Consider the following 18,533-nt stretch of genomic DNA (forward strand, 5'->3'; position numbering starts at 1 on the left):
CAACATTCAACATTATAACGAAAAAAAAAAGAATCCGCAAGTGTTTTAGCGAATTCTTTTTTAAATTCTTTTTGTTATAAAATCATTGCTGCAATCCACCCAAAAATTATGAGGGGAATGTTGTAGTGAATGAACGTCGGCACCGTCGTATCCCAGATATGATTGTGCTGACCGTCCGCATTCAATCCTGATGTCGGGCCAAGCGTCGAGTCAGACGCTGGCGAGCCGGCATCTCCAAGTGCACCCGCTGTTCCGATCAGTGCGATGATTGCCATCGGACTAAATCCAACTTGCATCGCAAACGGAACAAACAATGTGGCGATGATTGGGATCGTTGCAAACGATGAACCAATTCCAAGTGTCACTAGCAGACCAACGACAAGCATTAGTAAGGCAGCGAGTCCTTGATTGTTGCCAATGACGTTTGTTGTCCCTTCTACTAATGTTTCCACATCTCCTGTAGCTTTCATGACTTCCGCAAAGCCATTAGCTGCTAACATGACGAATCCGATGAACGCCATCATCTGCATTCCTTCTATTAGAACACGATCTGATTCAGACCAACGAACGGCACGTGTAGCAAACAGTACAGCAATACCTGCGAGCGCTCCGATAATCATGCTTTCTGTGAGTAGCTGACCTGCGAGTGCTGCAGCGAGCGCTAAAATTGTAAACACAATCGTAAGTGGCGGCACATTGGCACGTGCTACTTCAATCTCAGCAGACTGGTGATATGCTCGTTCTTTTCGGTACGTAACGAATACTGCGATGAACAATCCAACGATGAGTCCTGCTGTCGGGATCAACATCGCAGTCGGAATATCTGACTGATCAATTGCCATTCCAGCGAGCTCCATCTGTTCCGCAATGATTCCGTGGAAGATGGCTCCGAATCCGTATGGTAATAAGATATACGGTGCCGTTAAACCAAATGTCAAAATTGCTGCAACTAAACGACGATCCAAATTCATTTTGTTAAACAGGGGGAGTAATGGTGGAATCAACAATGGAATAAACGCGATATGAATCGGGATGACGTTTTGCGAAGCGATGGACATGAGTAAAATCGCTGCAAGTAAAAACCATTTGATTGAGGCAAAGCTTCCTGACTTTGATTGTTTAGTTGAATCTATCAATTTGTCGACGAGCCAGAGTGGCAACCCCGTGCGCGAGATAGCAACTGCAAATCCTCCCAGTAACGCATAACTCAGTGCAATCGTCGCACCGTTTCCAAGACCTTCTGTAATTGCTGTTAGTGTAGCTTCTATAGAAAGACCTGCAATCAGGCCTCCAGATAATGCTCCTATTAATAAAGCGACGACTACATTCACGCGTAGTAAACTTAGTACTAGCATGATGAGTACCGCTATCAGTACTGCATTCATTCAAATTCCTCATTTCTAATTTCATTGTTTCTGCGTGAATACTTTACTCTGCTAAACAAGTAGAGCGTTAAAGTTAACAAGTGTTATAATAGCATGCGCTTTTTGGAGTGTCAACATGTGTGATCAAGGCCAGAAGGTGTTTCATGATTGCTAGTGGGAGCGATTTAGTTTCCATAATATGAGGAACCGGTGAATCAGTGAAACTAGGCTTTGAAACTCCCGACACAATTGCTAAACAACCGCGAATAACCTTCGAATCTCCCGACACAATTGCCGAACTCGGCTAGCTCCCCCACTTGAATTGAATAGAAAAACCGCCTGATTCGGCGGCTCATTCATTTTCTAGCTTTTTAATTTCCTTTTTCAAGCGTTTTAAATCTTCACCTGTATATGTTGGGTATTTCGGATCTAACTTTTCCATCAGTTCAATCATGATCTCTGTTACCAGACGGCGACTATGCCACTCGTCATCTGCTGGCAAGACGTACCATGGGCAATAACTCGTCGACGTATGATTTAACATTTCTTCAAACACCTTTTGGTAGTCATCCCAGTATTCTCGTTCTTCAATATCTGAGAACGAAAACTCCCAGTGCTTTTCCCGATTTTTCATGCGCTCAAGCAATCTGTCTTTTTGTTCATCTTTCGACATATGAAAGAAGAACTTCACAATGTGGATCCCATTTTCATAGAGATATTTTTCATAATCATTGATTTGGCGATAGCGCAGTTTCCAAATAGAACGTTTGTCTGCATGATCTGGAATATTCCCGTCTTCCAGCGTGTTATGAATCCGCGGTGCGATTACTTCCTCATAGTGTGAGCGATTTAGGATCCCGATTTGTCCCCGATCCGGCAGTCCCACTTGGATGCGTCTTAAATAATCTTGTTTCATCTCTTCATCTGTTGGTTTACTAAGTGTCGTCGTTTTCAGGCCTTGAGCACTCAAGTTGGAAAAGATATAGCTAATTGCTTCATCTTTCCCTGCTGCATCCATTGCTTGCAAAACAACCAAGATCCCGTGTTTCTCTTCCGCATGAAGTCTGTGATGCAGATCTTTCATTTGTGTTACCAGGTCTGGAATGATGTGCTCACGTATATGATCGTTCTCTTCTTTCTTCCCTTCAGAAGTTGGATAGTCTTTGAGGCGAATGGACTTTGTGCTCGGCACTTTATATGTACTAACTTTCATGGATGTGGCCTCCTCTTTATATATAGGAAACTTTACCCGCGGTTGAAATTGCGCAAACCTAATGGGGGGAAGGGCTTGCTAGGAAGGGCTTTTGATACTTAAGGGCTTACTAGTAAGAACTTGAGTAATTTAGAGGTTTTGATGAGAAGAGAGTTGAAGTTAGTTTCCATAATTCGAGGAACGTCAGAATGCACTCCGCTAACGTCACAATCAGCCGAGTTAACATAATAATCAACTTAATAGTGTGATAAAGTCAGCGGCGATTTTTGAATTTCACTAAAGTTGAGTGGAATGGAGGGGTTGACTCCAGTGGGATTACAGTCTGCCGTGAGATCCCGCAGGAGTATGCGACGAGGAAGCTCACGCAGCGCCCGCGGAAAGCAACCCCGCAGTGGAACTCAACGTCTTAAATGGTTTTTCGACTCCGGGTGAAATCAAGTTGCGCCTCCTAGAAATCCCGCAAGAAGCCATCGCACAATTTCTGAACAGTCGGCGCCACATCTAAATATAAAATACCCTCCCCAGCGTCCCGGGGAGGGTTCAAAATCAGCAAAAGCTGAAATTATTTAGTGATAGTCGCAACTACACCAGCACCAACAGTACGTCCACCCTCACGGATAGAGAACTTAGTACCTTCTTCAAGCGCGATTGGAGCGATTAGAGAAACAGTCATTTCGATGTTGTCTCCAGGCATAACCATTTCAACGCCTTCTGGTAAGTTACATACGCCAGTTACGTCAGTTGTACGGAAGTAGAACTGTGGGCGGTAGTTTGAGAAGAATGGAGTGTGACGTCCACCCTCTTCTTTTGATAATACATAAACTTCAGCTTTGAACTCAGTGTGTGGAGTGATTGAGCCTGGTTTAGCTAATACTTGTCCACGTTGGATATCTTCACGAGAAACCCCACGAAGAAGTGCACCGATGTTGTCTCCAGCTTCTGCATAGTCAAGAAGTTTACGGAACATTTCTACACCAGTTACAGTAGTAGATTTTGGCTCTTCAACGATACCGATGATGTCTACAACGTCACCGACTTTAACTTGTCCACGCTCAACACGGCCAGTAGCAACTGTTCCACGACCAGTGATTGAGAATACGTCCTCAACTGGCATCATGAAAGGCTTGTCAGTTTGGCGCTCAGGTGTTGGGATGTAAGAATCTACAGCGTCCATAAGTTCGATGATTTTTTCTTCCCACTCAGCTTCGCCTTCTAGAGCTTTAAGAGCAGAACCTTTGATTACTGGAATGTCATCGCCTGGGAAGTCGTATTCTGATAATAGATCACGAATTTCCATTTCAACTAATTCTAGTAACTCTTCGTCATCAACCATGTCACATTTGTTCATGAATACAACTAGGTAAGGAACACCTACTTGACGTGAAAGAAGAATGTGCTCACGAGTTTGTGGCATTGGGCCATCAGCAGCAGATACTACTAAGATACCGCCGTCCATTTGTGCAGCACCAGTGATCATGTTTTTAACATAGTCAGCGTGACCTGGGCAGTCAACGTGTGCATAGTGGCGAGCTTCAGTTTCGTACTCAACGTGAGATGTGTTGATTGTGATACCGCGCTCTTTTTCTTCTGGAGCGTTGTCGATTTGATCGTATGAACGAGCCTCACCGCCAAGACGCTTAGAAAGAACTGTAGCGATAGCAGCTGTTAAAGTAGTTTTACCGTGGTCAACGTGACCGATAGTACCGATGTTAGCATGTGTTTTGGAACGATCGAATTTTTCTTTAGCCATTAGAGTAAATCCTCCTCAGTAATTGTTTGTTTTATGATAAAAGCAGAAGGGGCAAGCCCCTTTGCTTTCATACACTACAAGATAGTTATACTTGAAACGAAGGTGAATTTCAATTATTCACCTTTATTTTTTTTGATGATTTCTTCAGCGATTGACTTAGGAACTTCTTCATAGTGATCAAATGTCATTGAGAATGTTCCGCGTCCCTGTGTATTAGAACGTAGTGATGTTGCATATCCAAACATTTCAGCAAGTGGAACCATTGCACGAACTACTTGTGCGTTTCCGCGAGCTTCCATACCTTCAACGCGTCCACGACGTGACGTGATGTCACCCATGATATCGCCTAGGTATTCTTCTGGAATTACAACTTCTACTTTCATAACAGGCTCTAGAAGAGCTGGGTTAACTTTAGATACTGCGTTTTTAAGAGCCATTGAAGCAGCAATTTTGAACGCCATCTCATTCGAGTCAACATCGTGGTATGAACCATCGAATAATTTTGCTTTTAAGTCGATGATTGGGTAACCCGCTAACATACCATTGTCTAGAGAGTCACGTAGACCCGCTTCGATTGCTGGAATGTATTCACGTGGTACAACACCACCAACGATAGCGTTAACGAATTCAAAGCCTTTACCTTCTTCGTTTGGAGAGAACTCGATCCAAACGTGACCGAATTGACCACGACCACCAGATTGACGGACGAATTTACCTTCTACTTCAGCAGTAGCACGGATAGTCTCACGGTAAGATACTTGAGGAGCACCTACGTTAGCTTCAACTTTGAATTCACGTTTCATACGGTCAACTAGGATATCAAGGTGAAGTTCACCCATACCTGAGATGATCGTTTGGCCAGTTTCCTGGTCCGTGTGTGCACGGAACGTTGGATCCTCGTCTTGAAGTTTTTGTAGAGCTTGACCCATTTTATCTTGGTCAGCTTTTGATTTTGGTTCTACAGATAATGAGATAACTGGCTCTGGGAAGTCCATAGACTCAAGGATAACTAGGCTCTTTTCATCACATAGTGTATCTCCAGTTGTTGTATCTTTAAGACCAACAGCCGCAGCGATATCTCCTGCATATACTTTTGAAATCTCTTCACGAGAGTTGGCGTGCATTTGTAGGATACGACCTACGCGCTCACGCTTCCCTTTAGTAGAGTTCTGAACGTATGATCCAGAATCTAATGTACCTGAGTACACACGGAAGAATGTTAATTTACCAACGTAAGGATCCGTCATGACTTTGAATGCAAGTGCTGAGAACGGAGCTTCATCTGAAGGTTCACGTACTAGCTCTTCTTCTGTGTCTGGGTCGATCCCTTTCATTGGAGCTACATCAAGTGGCGATGGCAGGTATGCGATAACCGCATCCAACATCTTTTGAACACCTTTGTTTTTGAACGCAGTACCACAAACTACTGGGTAGAATTCTACGTTTACAGTACCTTTACGGATACCTTCAACTAGTTCTTCGTTTGTGATTTCTTCGCCGCCAAGGTATTTTTCCATTAGCTCTTCGTCAAGCTCAGCTACTGCTTCGATTAACTTTTCGCGGTACTCTTCAGCTTGCGCTTTGTACTCTTCTGGAATTTCCACTTCTTGAATATCCGTACCAAGGTCGTTTCCGTACATTGTAGCAGTCATTGTCACTAGGTCAATGATGCCAGTGAAGTCGTCTTCTGCACCGATTGGTAATTGGATTGGGTGAGCGTTTGCTTCCAAACGATCGTGTAATGTTTTAACAGAGTACAAGAAATCTGCACCTGTTTTGTCCATTTTGTTGATGAAAACGATACGTGGTACGCCGTAAGTTGTAGCTTGACGCCATACTGTTTCCGTTTGTGGTTCTACACCTGATTGTGCATCAAGTACAGTTACCGCACCATCAAGTACACGTAATGAACGTTCAACTTCAACCGTGAAGTCTACGTGTCCTGGTGTATCGATGATGTTTACGCGGTGCTCTTTCCATGCAGCTGTTGTAGCAGCTGATGTAATTGTAATTCCGCGCTCTTGCTCTTGCTCCATCCAGTCCATCTGTGAAGCACCTTCGTGCGTTTCACCAATTTTGTGGATACGGCCAGTGTAATAAAGGATACGCTCAGTCGTTGTTGTTTTACCAGCATCGATGTGCGCCATGATTCCGATATTACGAGTTTTCTGTAATGAAAATTCGCGAGCCATTTAAGTTGTCTCCTTCCACTTCGGATTAGAGTGTATAGATTCGGGTGAATCCTACCAGCGATAGTGAGCGAATGCTTTGTTCGCTTCCGCCATTTTGTGCATATCTTCGCGCTTCTTAACTGAAGCACCAGTGTTGTTAGATGCATCTAGGATTTCATTCGCTAAACGCTCTTCCATAGTTTTCTCTCCACGTAGGCGAGAGTAGTTTACAAGGTAACGAAGACCAAGAGTAGAACGACGGTCTGGGCGAACCTCAACCGGTACTTGGTAGTTCGCTCCACCAACACGGCGTGCGCGTACTTCTAGTACTGGCATTACGTTGTTAAGTGCAGCTTCGAATACTTCTAGTGGATCTTTACCAGAACGCTCTTTTACTAATTCGAACGCTCCATAAAGGATCTTTTGAGAAGTACCTCTTTTACCATCAATCATCATTTTGTTAATTAAGCGTGTTACTAGCTTTGAATTGTAAATTGGATCTGGTAACACGTCACGTTTGGAAACAGGACCTTTACGAGGCATGTGTTTTCCTCCTTTCAAAGATTGGTACGATTTGAATTAAATTATTTTTTTTCTTTTGGACGCTTAGTACCGTAAAGTGAACGGCTTTGCATACGACCATTAACACCAGCAGTATCAAGTGCACCACGAACGATGTGGTAGCGTACCCCTGGTAAATCTTTTACTCGTCCGCCACGGATAAGTACAACACTGTGCTCTTGAAGGTTGTGACCTTCACCTGGAATGTAAGCAGTTACTTCCAGTGTGTTTGTTAAACGCACACGAGCATATTTACGAAGAGCCGAGTTCGGTTTCTTCGGTGTCATCGTACCAACACGCGTACAAACTCCACGCTTTTGAGGCGAGTTTAAGTTTGTCGTTGATTTTTTAAAGCTGTTGTAGCCTTTTCCTAGTGCTGGTGATTTTGACTTAGTGACGTTGGATTTACGAGGCTTACGGACCAATTGGTTAATTGTAGGCATCGATTTGTCCTCCCTTCATTTCTAGTTAATTTAAGACCACACATCCAGGTGGTTCATTTTTAGGTAAAAAACAAAGGCTTTGTGAATTTCACAAAAACCGTGAGTCAGCAATTGCTACGACAGAAGCGTGAACCCGAAGGCCAGCCACTTTACCAAGCTGTTGTTTTGACGGAACATTCGTTACCGGAATGTTGAACTCTCGCGCAACTTCCAGAACGGGTGCAATCACATGGTGATCAACATCCATCGCGACAATAATTTCGGACAAGTGTCCATTTCGCGCAGCTTTTACTGCTTGCTTTGTACCGATGATCGTTTTCTGTGCTTGCTTCACTTTTTCATAAGACATTTGCATATCCTCCAAAGCGGTCAAGTCATGGAACTATCAACCTTAAACATATTATCATCTCTACAGATTCATGTCAACACGAATCCATAAAAATATCACGGACTCTCTCCACTTCGGAGGAGCCCGCGATTTATCGACTAGAACTTACTCAGCGCCAATCGTTTCTAAATCTTCTTCAAGTTCGTCTTTAGCTAAGCGCAATTGACGGTAACGTTGCATCCCTGTACCAGCTGGGACAAGCTTCCCGATAATAACGTTCTCTTTAAGACCAAGCAACTCGTCACGTTTTCCTTTGATTGCTGCATCTGTAAGGACACGAGTTGTCTCCTGGAACGATGCTGCAGATAAGAAGGATTCTGTTTCAAGTGATGCTTTTGTGATCCCCAGGATGACTGGACGGCAAGTAGCCGGAAGTTTTCCTTCAAGAACAGCGTCACGGTTTGCTTCAGCGAATTGGTGAACGTCCAGAAGTGATCCTGGAAGTAGTTCCGTTTCACCAGCCTCGATGACACGCACTTTACGAAGCATTTGGCGAACCATTACTTCGATGTGTTTGTCGCCGATTTCTACCCCTTGCATACGGTAAACCTTCTGAACTTCTTTCAGCAAGTAAAGTTGAACTGTGTTGACATCTTTGACGCGAAGAAGTTCTTTCGGATCGATTGAACCTTCTGTCATAACTTGTCCACGCTCAACCGTGTCGCCTTCAGACACTTTCAGACGGGCATTGTATGGTGCCAAGTACTTACGTGTTTCCACGTCGCCTTTGACTGTAATTTCTTTCTGGCCTTCACGAATCTCATCGACCTTCTCGATTGTACCGTTGACTTCTGAGATGACCGCTTGTCCTTTTGGATTACGGGCTTCAAAGATTTCTTGGATACGTGGAAGACCTTGTGTGATATCGTCTCCTGCTACCCCACCTGTGTGGAATGTACGCATTGTTAACTGAGTACCTGGCTCTCCAATTGACTGGGCAGCGATGATACCAACTGCTTCTCCCACTTCAACTGTGTCGCCTGTTGCAAGGTTAAGACCATAACATTTCTTACATACACCATGTTTTGTATTACATGTGAAAGCAGAACGGATTGTTAACTTCTCTAGTCCAGCGTCTAAGATTTCGCGTGCGATATCCGTTGTAATTAATCCGTCTTTTTCTAAGATGACAGCGCCCGTTTCTGGGTGGAATACTGTTTTCTTCGTGTGACGGCCAACGATACGTTCGCTGAAGTCCTCGATAACCTCTGAACCTTCCATTAATGATCCAATTTCAAGACCACGATCTGTTCCACAATCGTCTTCACGAACGATGACGTCTTGTGCTACGTCTACTAGACGACGCGTCAAGTAACCTGAGTCAGCTGTCTTCAGGGCTGTATCGGCAAGACCTTTACGAGCACCGTGAGTAGAGATGAAGTATTCAAGTACCGTTAAACCTTCACGGAAGGAAGATTTGATTGGTAACTCGATGATACGACCAGCCGGGTTGGCCATCAGACCTCGCATACCTGCAAGCTGCGTGAAGTTGGACGCGTTACCACGTGCTCCAGAGTCTTGCATCATGAAGATTGGGTTTAAGTGATCAAGAGACTGCATTAACTTGTCTTGCATAACTTCTTTTGCTTTACTCCACTGGCTGATGACACTTGCATAACGCTCATCTTCCGTAATAAGACCACGACGGAATTGCTTCGTTACTTTGTCCACTTTGCCTTGTGCTTCCTCAAGGATTTCTCCTTTGTCTGGAAGTACCACGATATCTGAAATACCGATTGTGATACCAGCACGCGTTGAGTATTTAAAGCCTAATGCTTTCATGCGATCCAACATTTTTGATGTTTCTGTAATGTGGAATTGCTTGAACACTTCAGCAATAACATTTCCAAGGATTTTCTTCTTGAACGGAGAAACAATTTCCATGTCCTCTAGATGTTTTTTCACATCTGTGTTCGTTGGAACGAAGTATTTTCCTGGTGTTTCAACTTGTAGGTTAAAGTCAGTTGGTTCGTTGATGTATGGGAATTCCTCAGGAAGGATCTCATTGAAAATCACTTTACCGACTGTCGTTAATAACAACATTTTGTTTTGCTCTTCAGTAAACGTTTGGTTGTTTAGAGAAGAAGCTGCAATCGCGATACGAGAGTGCAAATGCACGTGACCGTTCGTGTATGCAAGTAAAACTTCATCTGGTCCGTAGAAGATAGAACCTTCACCTGTTGCACCTTTACGCTCAAGAGTTAAGTAGTAGTTTCCTAGTACCATATCCTGAGATGGTGTAACAACTGGTTTTCCGTCTTTCGGGTTCAAGATGTTTTGAGCGGCAAGCATAAGAAGACGCGCTTCTGCTTGTGCTTCTGCAGAAAGTGGAACGTGAACCGCCATTTGGTCACCATCGAAGTCAGCGTTGTAAGCTGTACATACAAGTGGGTGTAGACGGATGGCACGGCCTTCAACTAGTGTTGGCTCGAATGCCTGGATTCCTAATCGGTGAAGCGTAGGTGCTCGGTTAAGAAGGACCGGATGCTCACGGATAACGTCTTCTAATACATCCCAAACTTCAGAATGTAGACGCTCGATTTTGCGTTTTGCAGATTTAATATTATGGGCAAGACCGCGTTCTACCAATTCTTTCATAACGAACGGTTTGAACAACTCGATCGCCATTTCTTTTGGTAGACCACATTGGTACATTTTTAAGTTAGGACCTACAACGATAACCGAACGACCAGAATAGTCAACACGTTTACCAAGTAAGTTTTGACGGAAACGTCCTTGCTTCCCTTTTAGCATGTGTGATAGTGACTTCAATGGACGGTTACCTGGTCCAGTAACTGGACGGCCACGGCGACCATTATCAATCAATGCATCCACTGCTTCTTGGAGCATGCGCTTCTCATTTTGAACGATGATGCTTGGAGCACCAAGGTCAAGAAGACGCTTTAGACGGTTGTTCCGGTTGATGACACGGCGGTACAAATCATTCAAGTCAGACGTCGCAAAACGTCCACCATCTAATTGAACCATCGGACGTAATTCTGGTGGAATGACCGGAAGAACATCAAGAATCATCCAATCTGGTTTGTTTCCAGAGTTACGGAATGACTCAACTACTTCAAGACGTTTAATCGCACGTGTGCGACGTTGTCCTTGTGCAGTTTTCAATTCTTCTTTTAGCGTATCCGTTTCTTTTTCAAGATCGATTTCTTCGAGCAAGCGCTTGATAGCTTCTGCACCCATCGCTGCTAAGAATTTCGTTCCATATTTTTCACGGTATGCGCGGTATTCCTTCTCAGAAAGAAGTTGTTTCTTTTCAAGCGGTGTATCCGCAGGATCTACCACGACATAAGAAGCAAAGTAAATGACTTCTTCTAAAGAGCGTGGAGACATATCAAGAATCAAGCCCATACGACTTGGAATTCCTTTAAAGTACCAAATATGTGAAACAGGAGCAGCTAGCTCGATGTGACCCATACGCTCACGACGTACTTTTGCACGTGTGACTTCTACTCCACAGCGGTCACAGACGACGCCTTTATAACGGACGCGCTTGTATTTTCCACAGTGACACTCCCAATCCTTTGTAGGACCGAAGATACGTTCACAGAATAACCCGTCTTTCTCAGGTTTTAGTGTACGGTAGTTGATTGTTTCTGGTTTTTTAACTTCTCCATAAGACCATGAACGAATCTTGTCTGGTGAAGCTAATCCAATTTTCATATATTCGAAGTTATTAACGTCTATCAAGGAGCCTACCTCCCTCTAGTGTTGTCTTTAAAAGACTTCAAGCAGCTCTGCTTTAAGATAGGCGGGAAGGACGAACCTTCCCGCAGTATAGAAATTACTTATTCAACTGTCTCAGCAGTTTCCTCTGAAACTGGTGGTAAGATGCCTAATGACTCAGCTGATGGCAGGTCTTCGTCTTCTTCAAGATCGCGAAGCTCTACTTCTTCATCATTGATTGTCATCATTTTAACGTCCATACCTAGTGACTGAAGCTCTTTAATTAATACTTTGAATGATTCTGGAACACCTGGTTCTGGAACGCTTTCGCCTTTAACGATGGCTTCGTATGTTTTCACACGACCTACAACGTCATCGGATTTCACTGTCAAGATTTCTTGAAGTGTATAAGCAGCACCATAAGCTTCAAGTGCCCAAACCTCCATCTCCCCGAAACGCTGACCACCGAACTGGGCTTTACCGCCAAGTGGTTGTTGCGTAACAAGTGAGTAAGGTCCTGTAGAACGTGCGTGAAGCTTGTCATCAACCATGTGCGCAAGTTTGATCATGTACATGATTCCGACAGATACACGGTTGTCGAATGGTTCCCCTGAGCGACCATCATAAAGGACAGTTTTCCCGTCACGATTCATCCCAGCTTCTTCCATCGTTTCCCATACATCTTCTTCATTCGCTCCATCAAATACAGGAGATGCCATGTGAACACCTAACGTACGAGCAGCCATACCTAAGTGAAGCTCAAGTACCTGACCGATGTTCATACGAGATGGTACACCAAGTGGGTTCAACATGATATCAACTGGCGTTCCGTCTGGAAGGAAAGGCATATCTTCTTCCGGCAAGATGCGCGAGATAACACCCTTGTTTCCGTGACGTCCAGCCATTTTATCCCCTACAGAGATTTTACGTTTTTGTACGATGTACGCACGAACGAGTTGGTTTACACCCGGTGGAAGCTCATCTCCGTCTTCACGGTTGAACACTTTCACGTCTAGGATGATACCGCCAGCGCCGTGTGGTACACGTAGAGACGTGTCACGAACTTCACGTGCTTTTTCACCGAAGATTGCGTGTAGTAGACGCTCTTCTGCAGTAAGTTCTGTAACCCCTTTAGGTGTTACTTTTCCTACTAAGATATCGCCATCACGAACTTCAGCACCGATACGGATGATTCCACGATCGTCTAGGTTACGAAGTGCTTCTTCCCCGACATTTGGAATATCACGTGTAATTTCTTCCGGCCCAAGCTTTGTATCACGAGACTCTGACTCATACTCTTCAATATGGACAGATGTGTAAACGTCGTCTTTCACAAGACGCTCACTCATGATTACAGCATCCTCGTAGTTGTAGCCGTCCCATGTCATGAAGGCAACAAGAACGTTACGCCCAAGCGCTAGCTCTCCAGCTTCCATTGAGGGTCCGTCTGCAAGGATATCATTTGGATTCACTACATCGCCAACACGTACGATTGGGCGTTGGTTGTAGCTTGTCCCTTGGTTTGAACGGATGAATTTTTGTAGCTTGTATACTGTTAAATCGCCTTTTACTTCTTTGCCATCGACTTCTTCGATGCGGCGAACGCGAATTTCTTTTGCTTCGACGTGCTCAACGATTCCGTGATACTTGGCAACAACTGCTGCGCCTGAATCACGTGCGTTGACGTGCTCCATACCTGTTCCGACAAACGGTGCTTCTGGGTTTAATAGAGGCACGGCTTGACGTTGCATGTTCGCTCCCATTAGGGCACGGTTGGAGTCATCGTTTTCTAAGAATGGGATACATGCTGTCGCAGCCGATACAACTTGCTTTGGAGATACGTCCATGTAGTCGATTTGCTCGCGGCGGAATACCGTGTTATCTCCACGGAAACGTCCTACGACTTCTTCGTTTGCAAAGCTACCGTCTTCGTTAAGAATCGAGTTTGCTTGTGCCACTACATAGTTGTCTTCTTCATCTGCTGTTAAATAATCGATGCGGCTAGTCACTTGACCCGTCTCAGGATCTACACGACGATATGGTGTTTCAATAAACCCAAACTTGTTCACTTTCGCGAAACTTGAAAGGGAGTTGATTAGACCGATGTTTGGCCCCTCAGGTGTTTCAATCGGACACATACGACCATAGTGAGAGTAGTGAACGTCACGTACTTCAAATCCAGCACGCTCACGTGTTAAACCACCAGGTCCAAGTGCAGATAGACGACGCTTATGCGTTAGCTCTGCAAGTGGGTTTGTTTGGTCCATGAACTGAGATAATTGCGAGCTACCGAAGAACTCTTTAATCGACGCGATAACAGGACGGATGTTAATCAGCTGTTGCGGCACGATAGACTGTGTATCATTGATTGACATACGCTCACGAACAACACGCTCCATACGAGAAAGACCGATACGGAACTGATTCTGAAGAAGTTCTCCGACTGAACGCAGACGACGATTTCCTAGGTGATCGATATCATCTGTGTTTCCAACGTTGTATAAAAGGTTAAAGAAGTAACTGATAGAAGAAATAATATCAGCAGGTGTGATATTTTTGATTTCTTCTTCTACGTACGCATTGCTGATTACCGTAATTTCTTTTTGGTTCTCATCGTTTGGTGCGTAGATTTTCACAGCTTGGATTACGATGTCATCTTCAAGTACGCCACCCACTTGTGAAAGTGTTTTGAAGCCAATCCCACTTTCAAGGTTTGGAATCAAACGGTCTAGTACTCGACGGTCGATCATTGTTCCCTCTTCTACAAGGATTTCTCCTGTTTCTGGGTCAACAAGTGTTTCAGCAATCGTTTGGTTGAAGAGACGGTTTTTGATGTGAAGCTTTTTATTCATCTTGTAGCGACCTACATTTGCAAGATCATAACGCTTCGCATCGAAGAAACGAGAATATAAAAGGCTCTTCGCGCTATCTACTGTTGGCGGCTCGCCTGGACGAAGACGCTCGTAAATTTCTAGAAGTGCTTTTTCTGTTGTTTCTGTGTTATCTTTTTCGAGTGTATTGCGTAAGTATTCGTTGTCACCAAGAAGCTCAATGATTTCTTGGTCTGTACCGAAACCTAATGCACGCAGTAACACGGTAACTGGTAGTTTACGTGTACGGTCGATACGGACGTATACAACGTCCTTTGCATCGATTTCATACTCAAGCCATGCACCACGGTTTGGAATTACTGTAGCACCAAAGCCTTTTTTACCGTTTTTATCTGTTTTATCGTGGAAATATACACTTGGGGAACGAACTAACTGAGAAACGATTACACGTTCAGCACCATTGATGATGAATGTGCCTGTTTCTGTCATAAGTGGGAAGTCACCCATAAATACATCTTGTTCTTTTACTTCGTCTGTCTCTCTGTTGTGGAGACGTACTTTTACACGAAGTGGTGCTGCATATGTTGCATCACGCTCTTTTGATTCGTCTACTGAGTACTTAGGTTCACCAAGCTTGTAGTCGACGAATTCAAGGGATAAGTTCCCTGTAAAATCTTCGATCGGTGAAATATCTTTAAACATTTCACGCAATCCTTCTTCTAAAAACCACTCATAAGATGCCGTCTGAATCTCAATCAGATTCGGAAGATCGAGCACCTCACTGATACGCGCAAAACTTCTACGCTGGCGGTGTTGTCCGTACTGAACTAGTTGACCTGTCAACTTATTCACCCCTCAAGAAACGATTTTCTTTCTATGCTACCTAGGCAGCGATAAAGACAAAAAGAAAACGAGTTCTAAGTTAGAGCTCATTTTCGATTACATAAAAATTGACGGAGCGTGCTGTAAAAATGGGCATACTCCTACAAAATAATATTTTTGCATTTTATTATAATATCACAGCGAATTTGTCAAGTCAATATTTCTTGGCCTTTAAAATCCAATATCCCTTGACTTTTTCCACAACTTCTACTTCTGAGTAGAGCTGTTCGAGAAATTCTTTTGTCGATGGGGCACCTTGTTTCTTTTGAATCACGATCCAAAGTTCGCCACCGTCTAAAAGACGTTCATACGCTTGTTGATAGAATCGGAAAATAGTTTCTTTCCCTGCACGAATCGGAGGATTGGTAATGACCGCAGCTAGTCCTGTCGGTACATTCTCCATTCCGTCACTTACGGCAATTCGCACATTTTGAACCCCGTTGCGGTCTGCATTTTTTCCAGCAAGCTCCACAGCTCGCTCATTGACATCCACCATATGGACGATCCGTTCTGGAAACGCTTTGGCGAGCGTCAACCCGATCGGGCCGTATCCACACCCTACGTCTGCAAAGTCTCCGTCGATCTGAGGTGCCTGAAATGCCTCCATGAGAACACGGGAGCCAAAATCTACTCCACTTTTGCTGAATACTCCACGATCCGTCTCTAGTGTGAACGTGTGGCCACGCCCTACATGCTGGATCTTTGATGGATTACTTTCAACGTCTGGACGATTCGAATAATAGTGGTTGCTCATGACATTCCCCTCCTTCGTAAAACGTAAAAAGAAGAAAAGCCCGTCACTAATTGACGGGCTTTTCACTGTAGGAAGAAAGTGATTACTTAACTTCTACGTTAGCGCCTACTTCTTCAAGTTGAGCTTTGATTGCTTCAGCATCTTCTTTAGATACGCCTTCTTTAAGTGCTTTTGGTGCGTTGTCTACTACTTCTTTAGCTTCTTTCAAGCCAAGACCAGTGATTTCACGTACCACTTTGATTACTTTGATTTTTTGATCGCCAGCAGAAGCTAGGATTACATCAAATTCAGTTTGCTCTTCAGCAGCAGCAGCGTTACCAGCAGCAGCAGCTACAGGAGCAGCAGCAGTTACACCAAATTCTTCTTCGATTGCTTTTACTAAGTCGTTAAGTTCAAGAACTGTCATTTCTTTGATTGCTTCTAAGATTTGCTCGTTTTTCATTTTAATTTCCTCCTATTTGGATATAAGTTTATGAAGCTACGAGGCTGCTATTAAGCGCCTTGCTCTTCTTTTTGTTCTGCAACAGCTTTTGTTGCAAGCGCGAAGTTGCGCATTGGAGCTTGAAGTACAGAAAGTAGCATAGAAAGTAGGCCTTCGCGTGATGGAAGTTCTGCAAGAGCTTTAACGTCTGCTGCAGATGCAACCGTACCTTCGATAATACCCGCTTTGATTTCAAGCGCTTCGTTCGTTTTTGCGAAATCATTGATGATTTTCGCAGGAGCTACTACATCTTCAGTTGAAAATGCAACAGCGTTTGGACCTGTTAAGTGCTCGTTGATTGCTTCGAATCCAACAGATTCAGTAGCACGACGTGTTAAAGAGTTTTTGAATACTTTGAACTCAACGCCAGCTTCACGAAGTTGTTTACGAAGTTCAGTTACTTGCGCAACGTTCAAACCACGGTAGTCAACAACTACTACTGATGCAGCAGATTGGAACTTCTCAGCGATCTCTTGAACTTGCACTTTTTTTGTTTCGATTGCTTTGCTCATAGTGGCACCTCCTATTAGAATTGCCATTTATACCGACAAAAGAAAAGCCCCCGGGTCTAAAAAGACACGAAGGCAGGAAAAGTCATCATCAAAAAGAATCTGAATTTTGCTTGTCCTCGGCAGGAACATTAAGCGCATGACACGCACCTGCTGTCTTCGGTACAAATGATTAAGTTACAACAAGAGACATCTTAACAGATGCCTCTCAGAGTTGTCAATACTTATTTTGCTGCAGCAGCAGCGTCGATTTTTACAGCAGGACCCATAGTTGTTGTTACAACTACAGACTTCATGTAAACACCTTTCGCAGCTGAAGGCTTAGCTTTTTGAATTACATCAAATACAGTTTTGAAGTTTTCTGCTAACTTGTCGTTGTCGAAAGAAGCTTTACCGATTGGAGCGTGGATGATTCCAGCTTTGTCTGCACGGTATTCTACTTTACCAGCTTTGATTTCGTTAACAGCTTTTGTTACGTCAAATGTAACTGTACCTGTTTTCGGGTTCGGCATTAAACCTTTTGGTCCTAATACACGTCCGATTTTACCAACTTCACCCATCATGTCAGGAGTCGCTACGATTACATCGAAGTCAAACCATCCTTGTTGGATTTTGTTGATGTAGTCAGCATCGCCTACGAAGTCAGCGCCAGCAGCTTCTGCTTCTTTTGCTTTTTCGCCTTTAGCGAATACTAATACACGTTGAGTTTTACCAGTTCCGTTTGGAAGCACTACTGCTCCACGGATTTGCTGGTCGTTTTTACGAGTGTCGATTCCAAGACGGAATGCCACTTCAACTGTTGCATCGAAGTTTACAGTGCTTGTTTCTTTCGCAAGCGCGATCGCCTCGTCAACAGAATATAATTTCGTACGGTCGACTAATTTCGCCGCATCTTGTAGTTTTTTACCTTGTTTAGCCATTTTAAAATGTCCTCCTTATAGTGGTCTTAGCGGAATAAACCTCCCACAATTAAGGGCTGTAGCTATTCATGTTATGAACAACTACAACCCCCAAAACAAACGCGTCATAAAAACGTAAGCACAGTATTAGTCTTCGATCGTAATACCCATGCTACGTGCAGTACCTTCAACCATCAACATAGCTGCTTCAACAGATGCTGCATTTAAATCTGGCATTTTTTGTTCTGCGATTTCGCGAACTTTATCACGTTTCACCACTGCCACTTTTACGCGGTTTGGTTCACCTGATCCAGATTGAATACCAGCTGCTACTTTAAGTAGAACTGCTGCCGGTGGAGTTTTTGTAATGAATGTAAATGAACGGTCTTCAAATACAGAAATTTCAACCGGAATGATTAGTCCTGCTTGATCAGCAGTACGTGCGTTGAACTCCTTACAGAATCCCATGATGTTCACACCTGCTTGACCTAGTGCTGGTCCAACTGGTGGAGCTGGATTAGCTTTACCTGCAGGGATTTGTAGTTTAACAACTTTAATCACTTTTTTAGCCACGAGACACACCTCCTTAAGTCCGTGATGTGG

Annotated in this window: 14 protein-coding genes and 1 other annotated feature; all 14 genes read right to left on the minus strand. The window is 43.9% G+C overall.

Annotated elements, in window-relative coordinates; genetic code table 11:
* Window positions 1-74: 74 nt before the first annotated feature.
* On the minus strand, window positions 75-1,385 hold the full coding sequence (locus AB5N96_RS03305) for a Na+/H+ antiporter family protein (protein WP_499704625.1): 1,311 nt from the start codon (window positions 1,383-1,385) through the stop codon (window positions 75-77).
* A 331-nt stretch (window positions 1,386-1,716) separates the two neighbouring features.
* Window positions 1,717-2,577: a PPK2 family polyphosphate kinase gene (locus AB5N96_RS03310; RefSeq protein ID WP_204591486.1), complete on the minus strand. Its 861-nt coding sequence runs from the start codon at window positions 2,575-2,577 to the stop codon at window positions 1,717-1,719.
* 562 nt (window positions 2,578-3,139) lie between these two features.
* Window positions 3,140-4,327 (minus strand): elongation factor Tu, encoded by a 1,188-nt coding sequence (gene tuf, locus AB5N96_RS03315; protein ID WP_204591485.1) that lies wholly within the window; start codon window positions 4,325-4,327, stop codon window positions 3,140-3,142.
* A gap of 113 nt (window positions 4,328-4,440) precedes the next feature.
* A complete protein-coding gene (gene fusA, locus AB5N96_RS03320; protein WP_499704626.1) occupies window positions 4,441-6,519 on the minus strand; it encodes an elongation factor G in 2,079 nt (692 codons plus the stop codon).
* A gap of 51 nt (window positions 6,520-6,570) precedes the next feature.
* Window positions 6,571-7,041 (minus strand): 30S ribosomal protein S7, encoded by a 471-nt coding sequence (rpsG, locus tag AB5N96_RS03325; RefSeq protein ID WP_094942216.1) that lies wholly within the window; start codon window positions 7,039-7,041, stop codon window positions 6,571-6,573.
* A 41-nt stretch (window positions 7,042-7,082) separates the two neighbouring features.
* Window positions 7,083-7,502: a 30S ribosomal protein S12 gene (gene rpsL, locus AB5N96_RS03330; RefSeq protein WP_094942217.1), complete on the minus strand. Its 420-nt coding sequence runs from the start codon at window positions 7,500-7,502 to the stop codon at window positions 7,083-7,085.
* Window positions 7,503-7,590: 88 nt separating this feature from the next.
* A complete protein-coding gene (locus AB5N96_RS03335) occupies window positions 7,591-7,851 on the minus strand; it encodes a ribosomal L7Ae/L30e/S12e/Gadd45 family protein (RefSeq protein ID WP_392455474.1) in 261 nt (86 codons plus the stop codon).
* Between the two features lie 144 nt (window positions 7,852-7,995).
* A complete protein-coding gene (gene rpoC / locus AB5N96_RS03340; RefSeq protein ID WP_204591481.1) occupies window positions 7,996-11,598 on the minus strand; it encodes a DNA-directed RNA polymerase subunit beta' in 3,603 nt (1,200 codons plus the stop codon).
* A gap of 98 nt (window positions 11,599-11,696) precedes the next feature.
* Window positions 11,697-15,248 (minus strand): DNA-directed RNA polymerase subunit beta, encoded by a 3,552-nt coding sequence (rpoB, locus tag AB5N96_RS03345; RefSeq protein ID WP_499704627.1) that lies wholly within the window; start codon window positions 15,246-15,248, stop codon window positions 11,697-11,699.
* A 193-nt stretch (window positions 15,249-15,441) separates the two neighbouring features.
* On the minus strand, window positions 15,442-16,041 hold the full coding sequence (locus tag AB5N96_RS03350) for a class I SAM-dependent methyltransferase (RefSeq protein ID WP_204591477.1): 600 nt from the start codon (window positions 16,039-16,041) through the stop codon (window positions 15,442-15,444).
* A gap of 82 nt (window positions 16,042-16,123) precedes the next feature.
* Window positions 16,124-16,483, minus strand: coding sequence for a 50S ribosomal protein L7/L12 (gene rplL / locus AB5N96_RS03355; RefSeq protein WP_499704628.1), 360 nt, complete (start codon window positions 16,481-16,483; stop codon window positions 16,124-16,126).
* Between the two features lie 50 nt (window positions 16,484-16,533).
* The gene (gene rplJ / locus AB5N96_RS03360; protein WP_204591473.1) at window positions 16,534-17,034 is read right to left on the minus strand and encodes a 50S ribosomal protein L10; all 501 of its coding nucleotides are present in this window, start codon (window positions 17,032-17,034) and stop codon (window positions 16,534-16,536) included.
* Between the two features lie 31 nt (window positions 17,035-17,065).
* Window positions 17,066-17,212 (minus strand) — a sequence feature (ribosomal protein L10 leader region).
* 43 nt (window positions 17,213-17,255) lie between these two features.
* Complete coding sequence (rplA, locus tag AB5N96_RS03365) at window positions 17,256-17,951, minus strand: 50S ribosomal protein L1 (RefSeq protein WP_204591471.1); 696 nt, start codon at window positions 17,949-17,951, stop codon at window positions 17,256-17,258.
* Window positions 17,952-18,077: 126 nt separating this feature from the next.
* Window positions 18,078-18,503: a 50S ribosomal protein L11 gene (gene rplK, locus AB5N96_RS03370; protein ID WP_165767464.1), complete on the minus strand. Its 426-nt coding sequence runs from the start codon at window positions 18,501-18,503 to the stop codon at window positions 18,078-18,080.
* Window positions 18,504-18,533 lie beyond the last annotated feature (30 nt).

The sequence above is a fragment of the Chryseomicrobium imtechense genome (genome assembly GCF_041475995.1).
Taxonomy (GTDB): Bacteria; Bacillota; Bacilli; order Bacillales_A; family Planococcaceae; genus Chryseomicrobium; species Chryseomicrobium aureum.

What these genes read in the sequence shown, in the direction of transcription:
- AB5N96_RS03305 (WP_499704625.1), bottom strand. Translation starts at nt 1,385, where the DNA reads ATGAATGCAGTACTGATAGCGGTACTCATCATGCTAGTACTAAGTTTA.
- AB5N96_RS03310 (WP_204591486.1), bottom strand. Translation starts at nt 2,577, where the DNA reads ATGAAAGTTAGTACATATAAAGTGCCGAGCACAAAGTCCATTCGCCTC.
- tuf (WP_204591485.1), bottom strand. Translation starts at nt 4,327, where the DNA reads ATGGCTAAAGAAAAATTCGATCGTTCCAAAACACATGCTAACATCGGT.
- fusA (WP_499704626.1), bottom strand. Translation starts at nt 6,519, where the DNA reads ATGGCTCGCGAATTTTCATTACAGAAAACTCGTAATATCGGAATCATG.
- rpsG (WP_094942216.1), bottom strand. Translation starts at nt 7,041, where the DNA reads ATGCCTCGTAAAGGTCCTGTTTCCAAACGTGACGTGTTACCAGATCCA.
- rpsL (WP_094942217.1), bottom strand. Translation starts at nt 7,502, where the DNA reads ATGCCTACAATTAACCAATTGGTCCGTAAGCCTCGTAAATCCAACGTC.
- AB5N96_RS03335 (WP_392455474.1), bottom strand. Translation starts at nt 7,851, where the DNA reads ATGTCTTATGAAAAAGTGAAGCAAGCACAGAAAACGATCATCGGTACA.
- AB5N96_RS03350 (WP_204591477.1), bottom strand. Translation starts at nt 16,041, where the DNA reads ATGAGCAACCACTATTATTCGAATCGTCCAGACGTTGAAAGTAATCCA.
- rplL (WP_499704628.1), bottom strand. Translation starts at nt 16,483, where the DNA reads ATGAAAAACGAGCAAATCTTAGAAGCAATCAAAGAAATGACAGTTCTT.
- rplJ (WP_204591473.1), bottom strand. Translation starts at nt 17,034, where the DNA reads ATGAGCAAAGCAATCGAAACAAAAAAAGTGCAAGTTCAAGAGATCGCT.
- rplA (WP_204591471.1), bottom strand. Translation starts at nt 17,951, where the DNA reads ATGGCTAAACAAGGTAAAAAACTACAAGATGCGGCGAAATTAGTCGAC.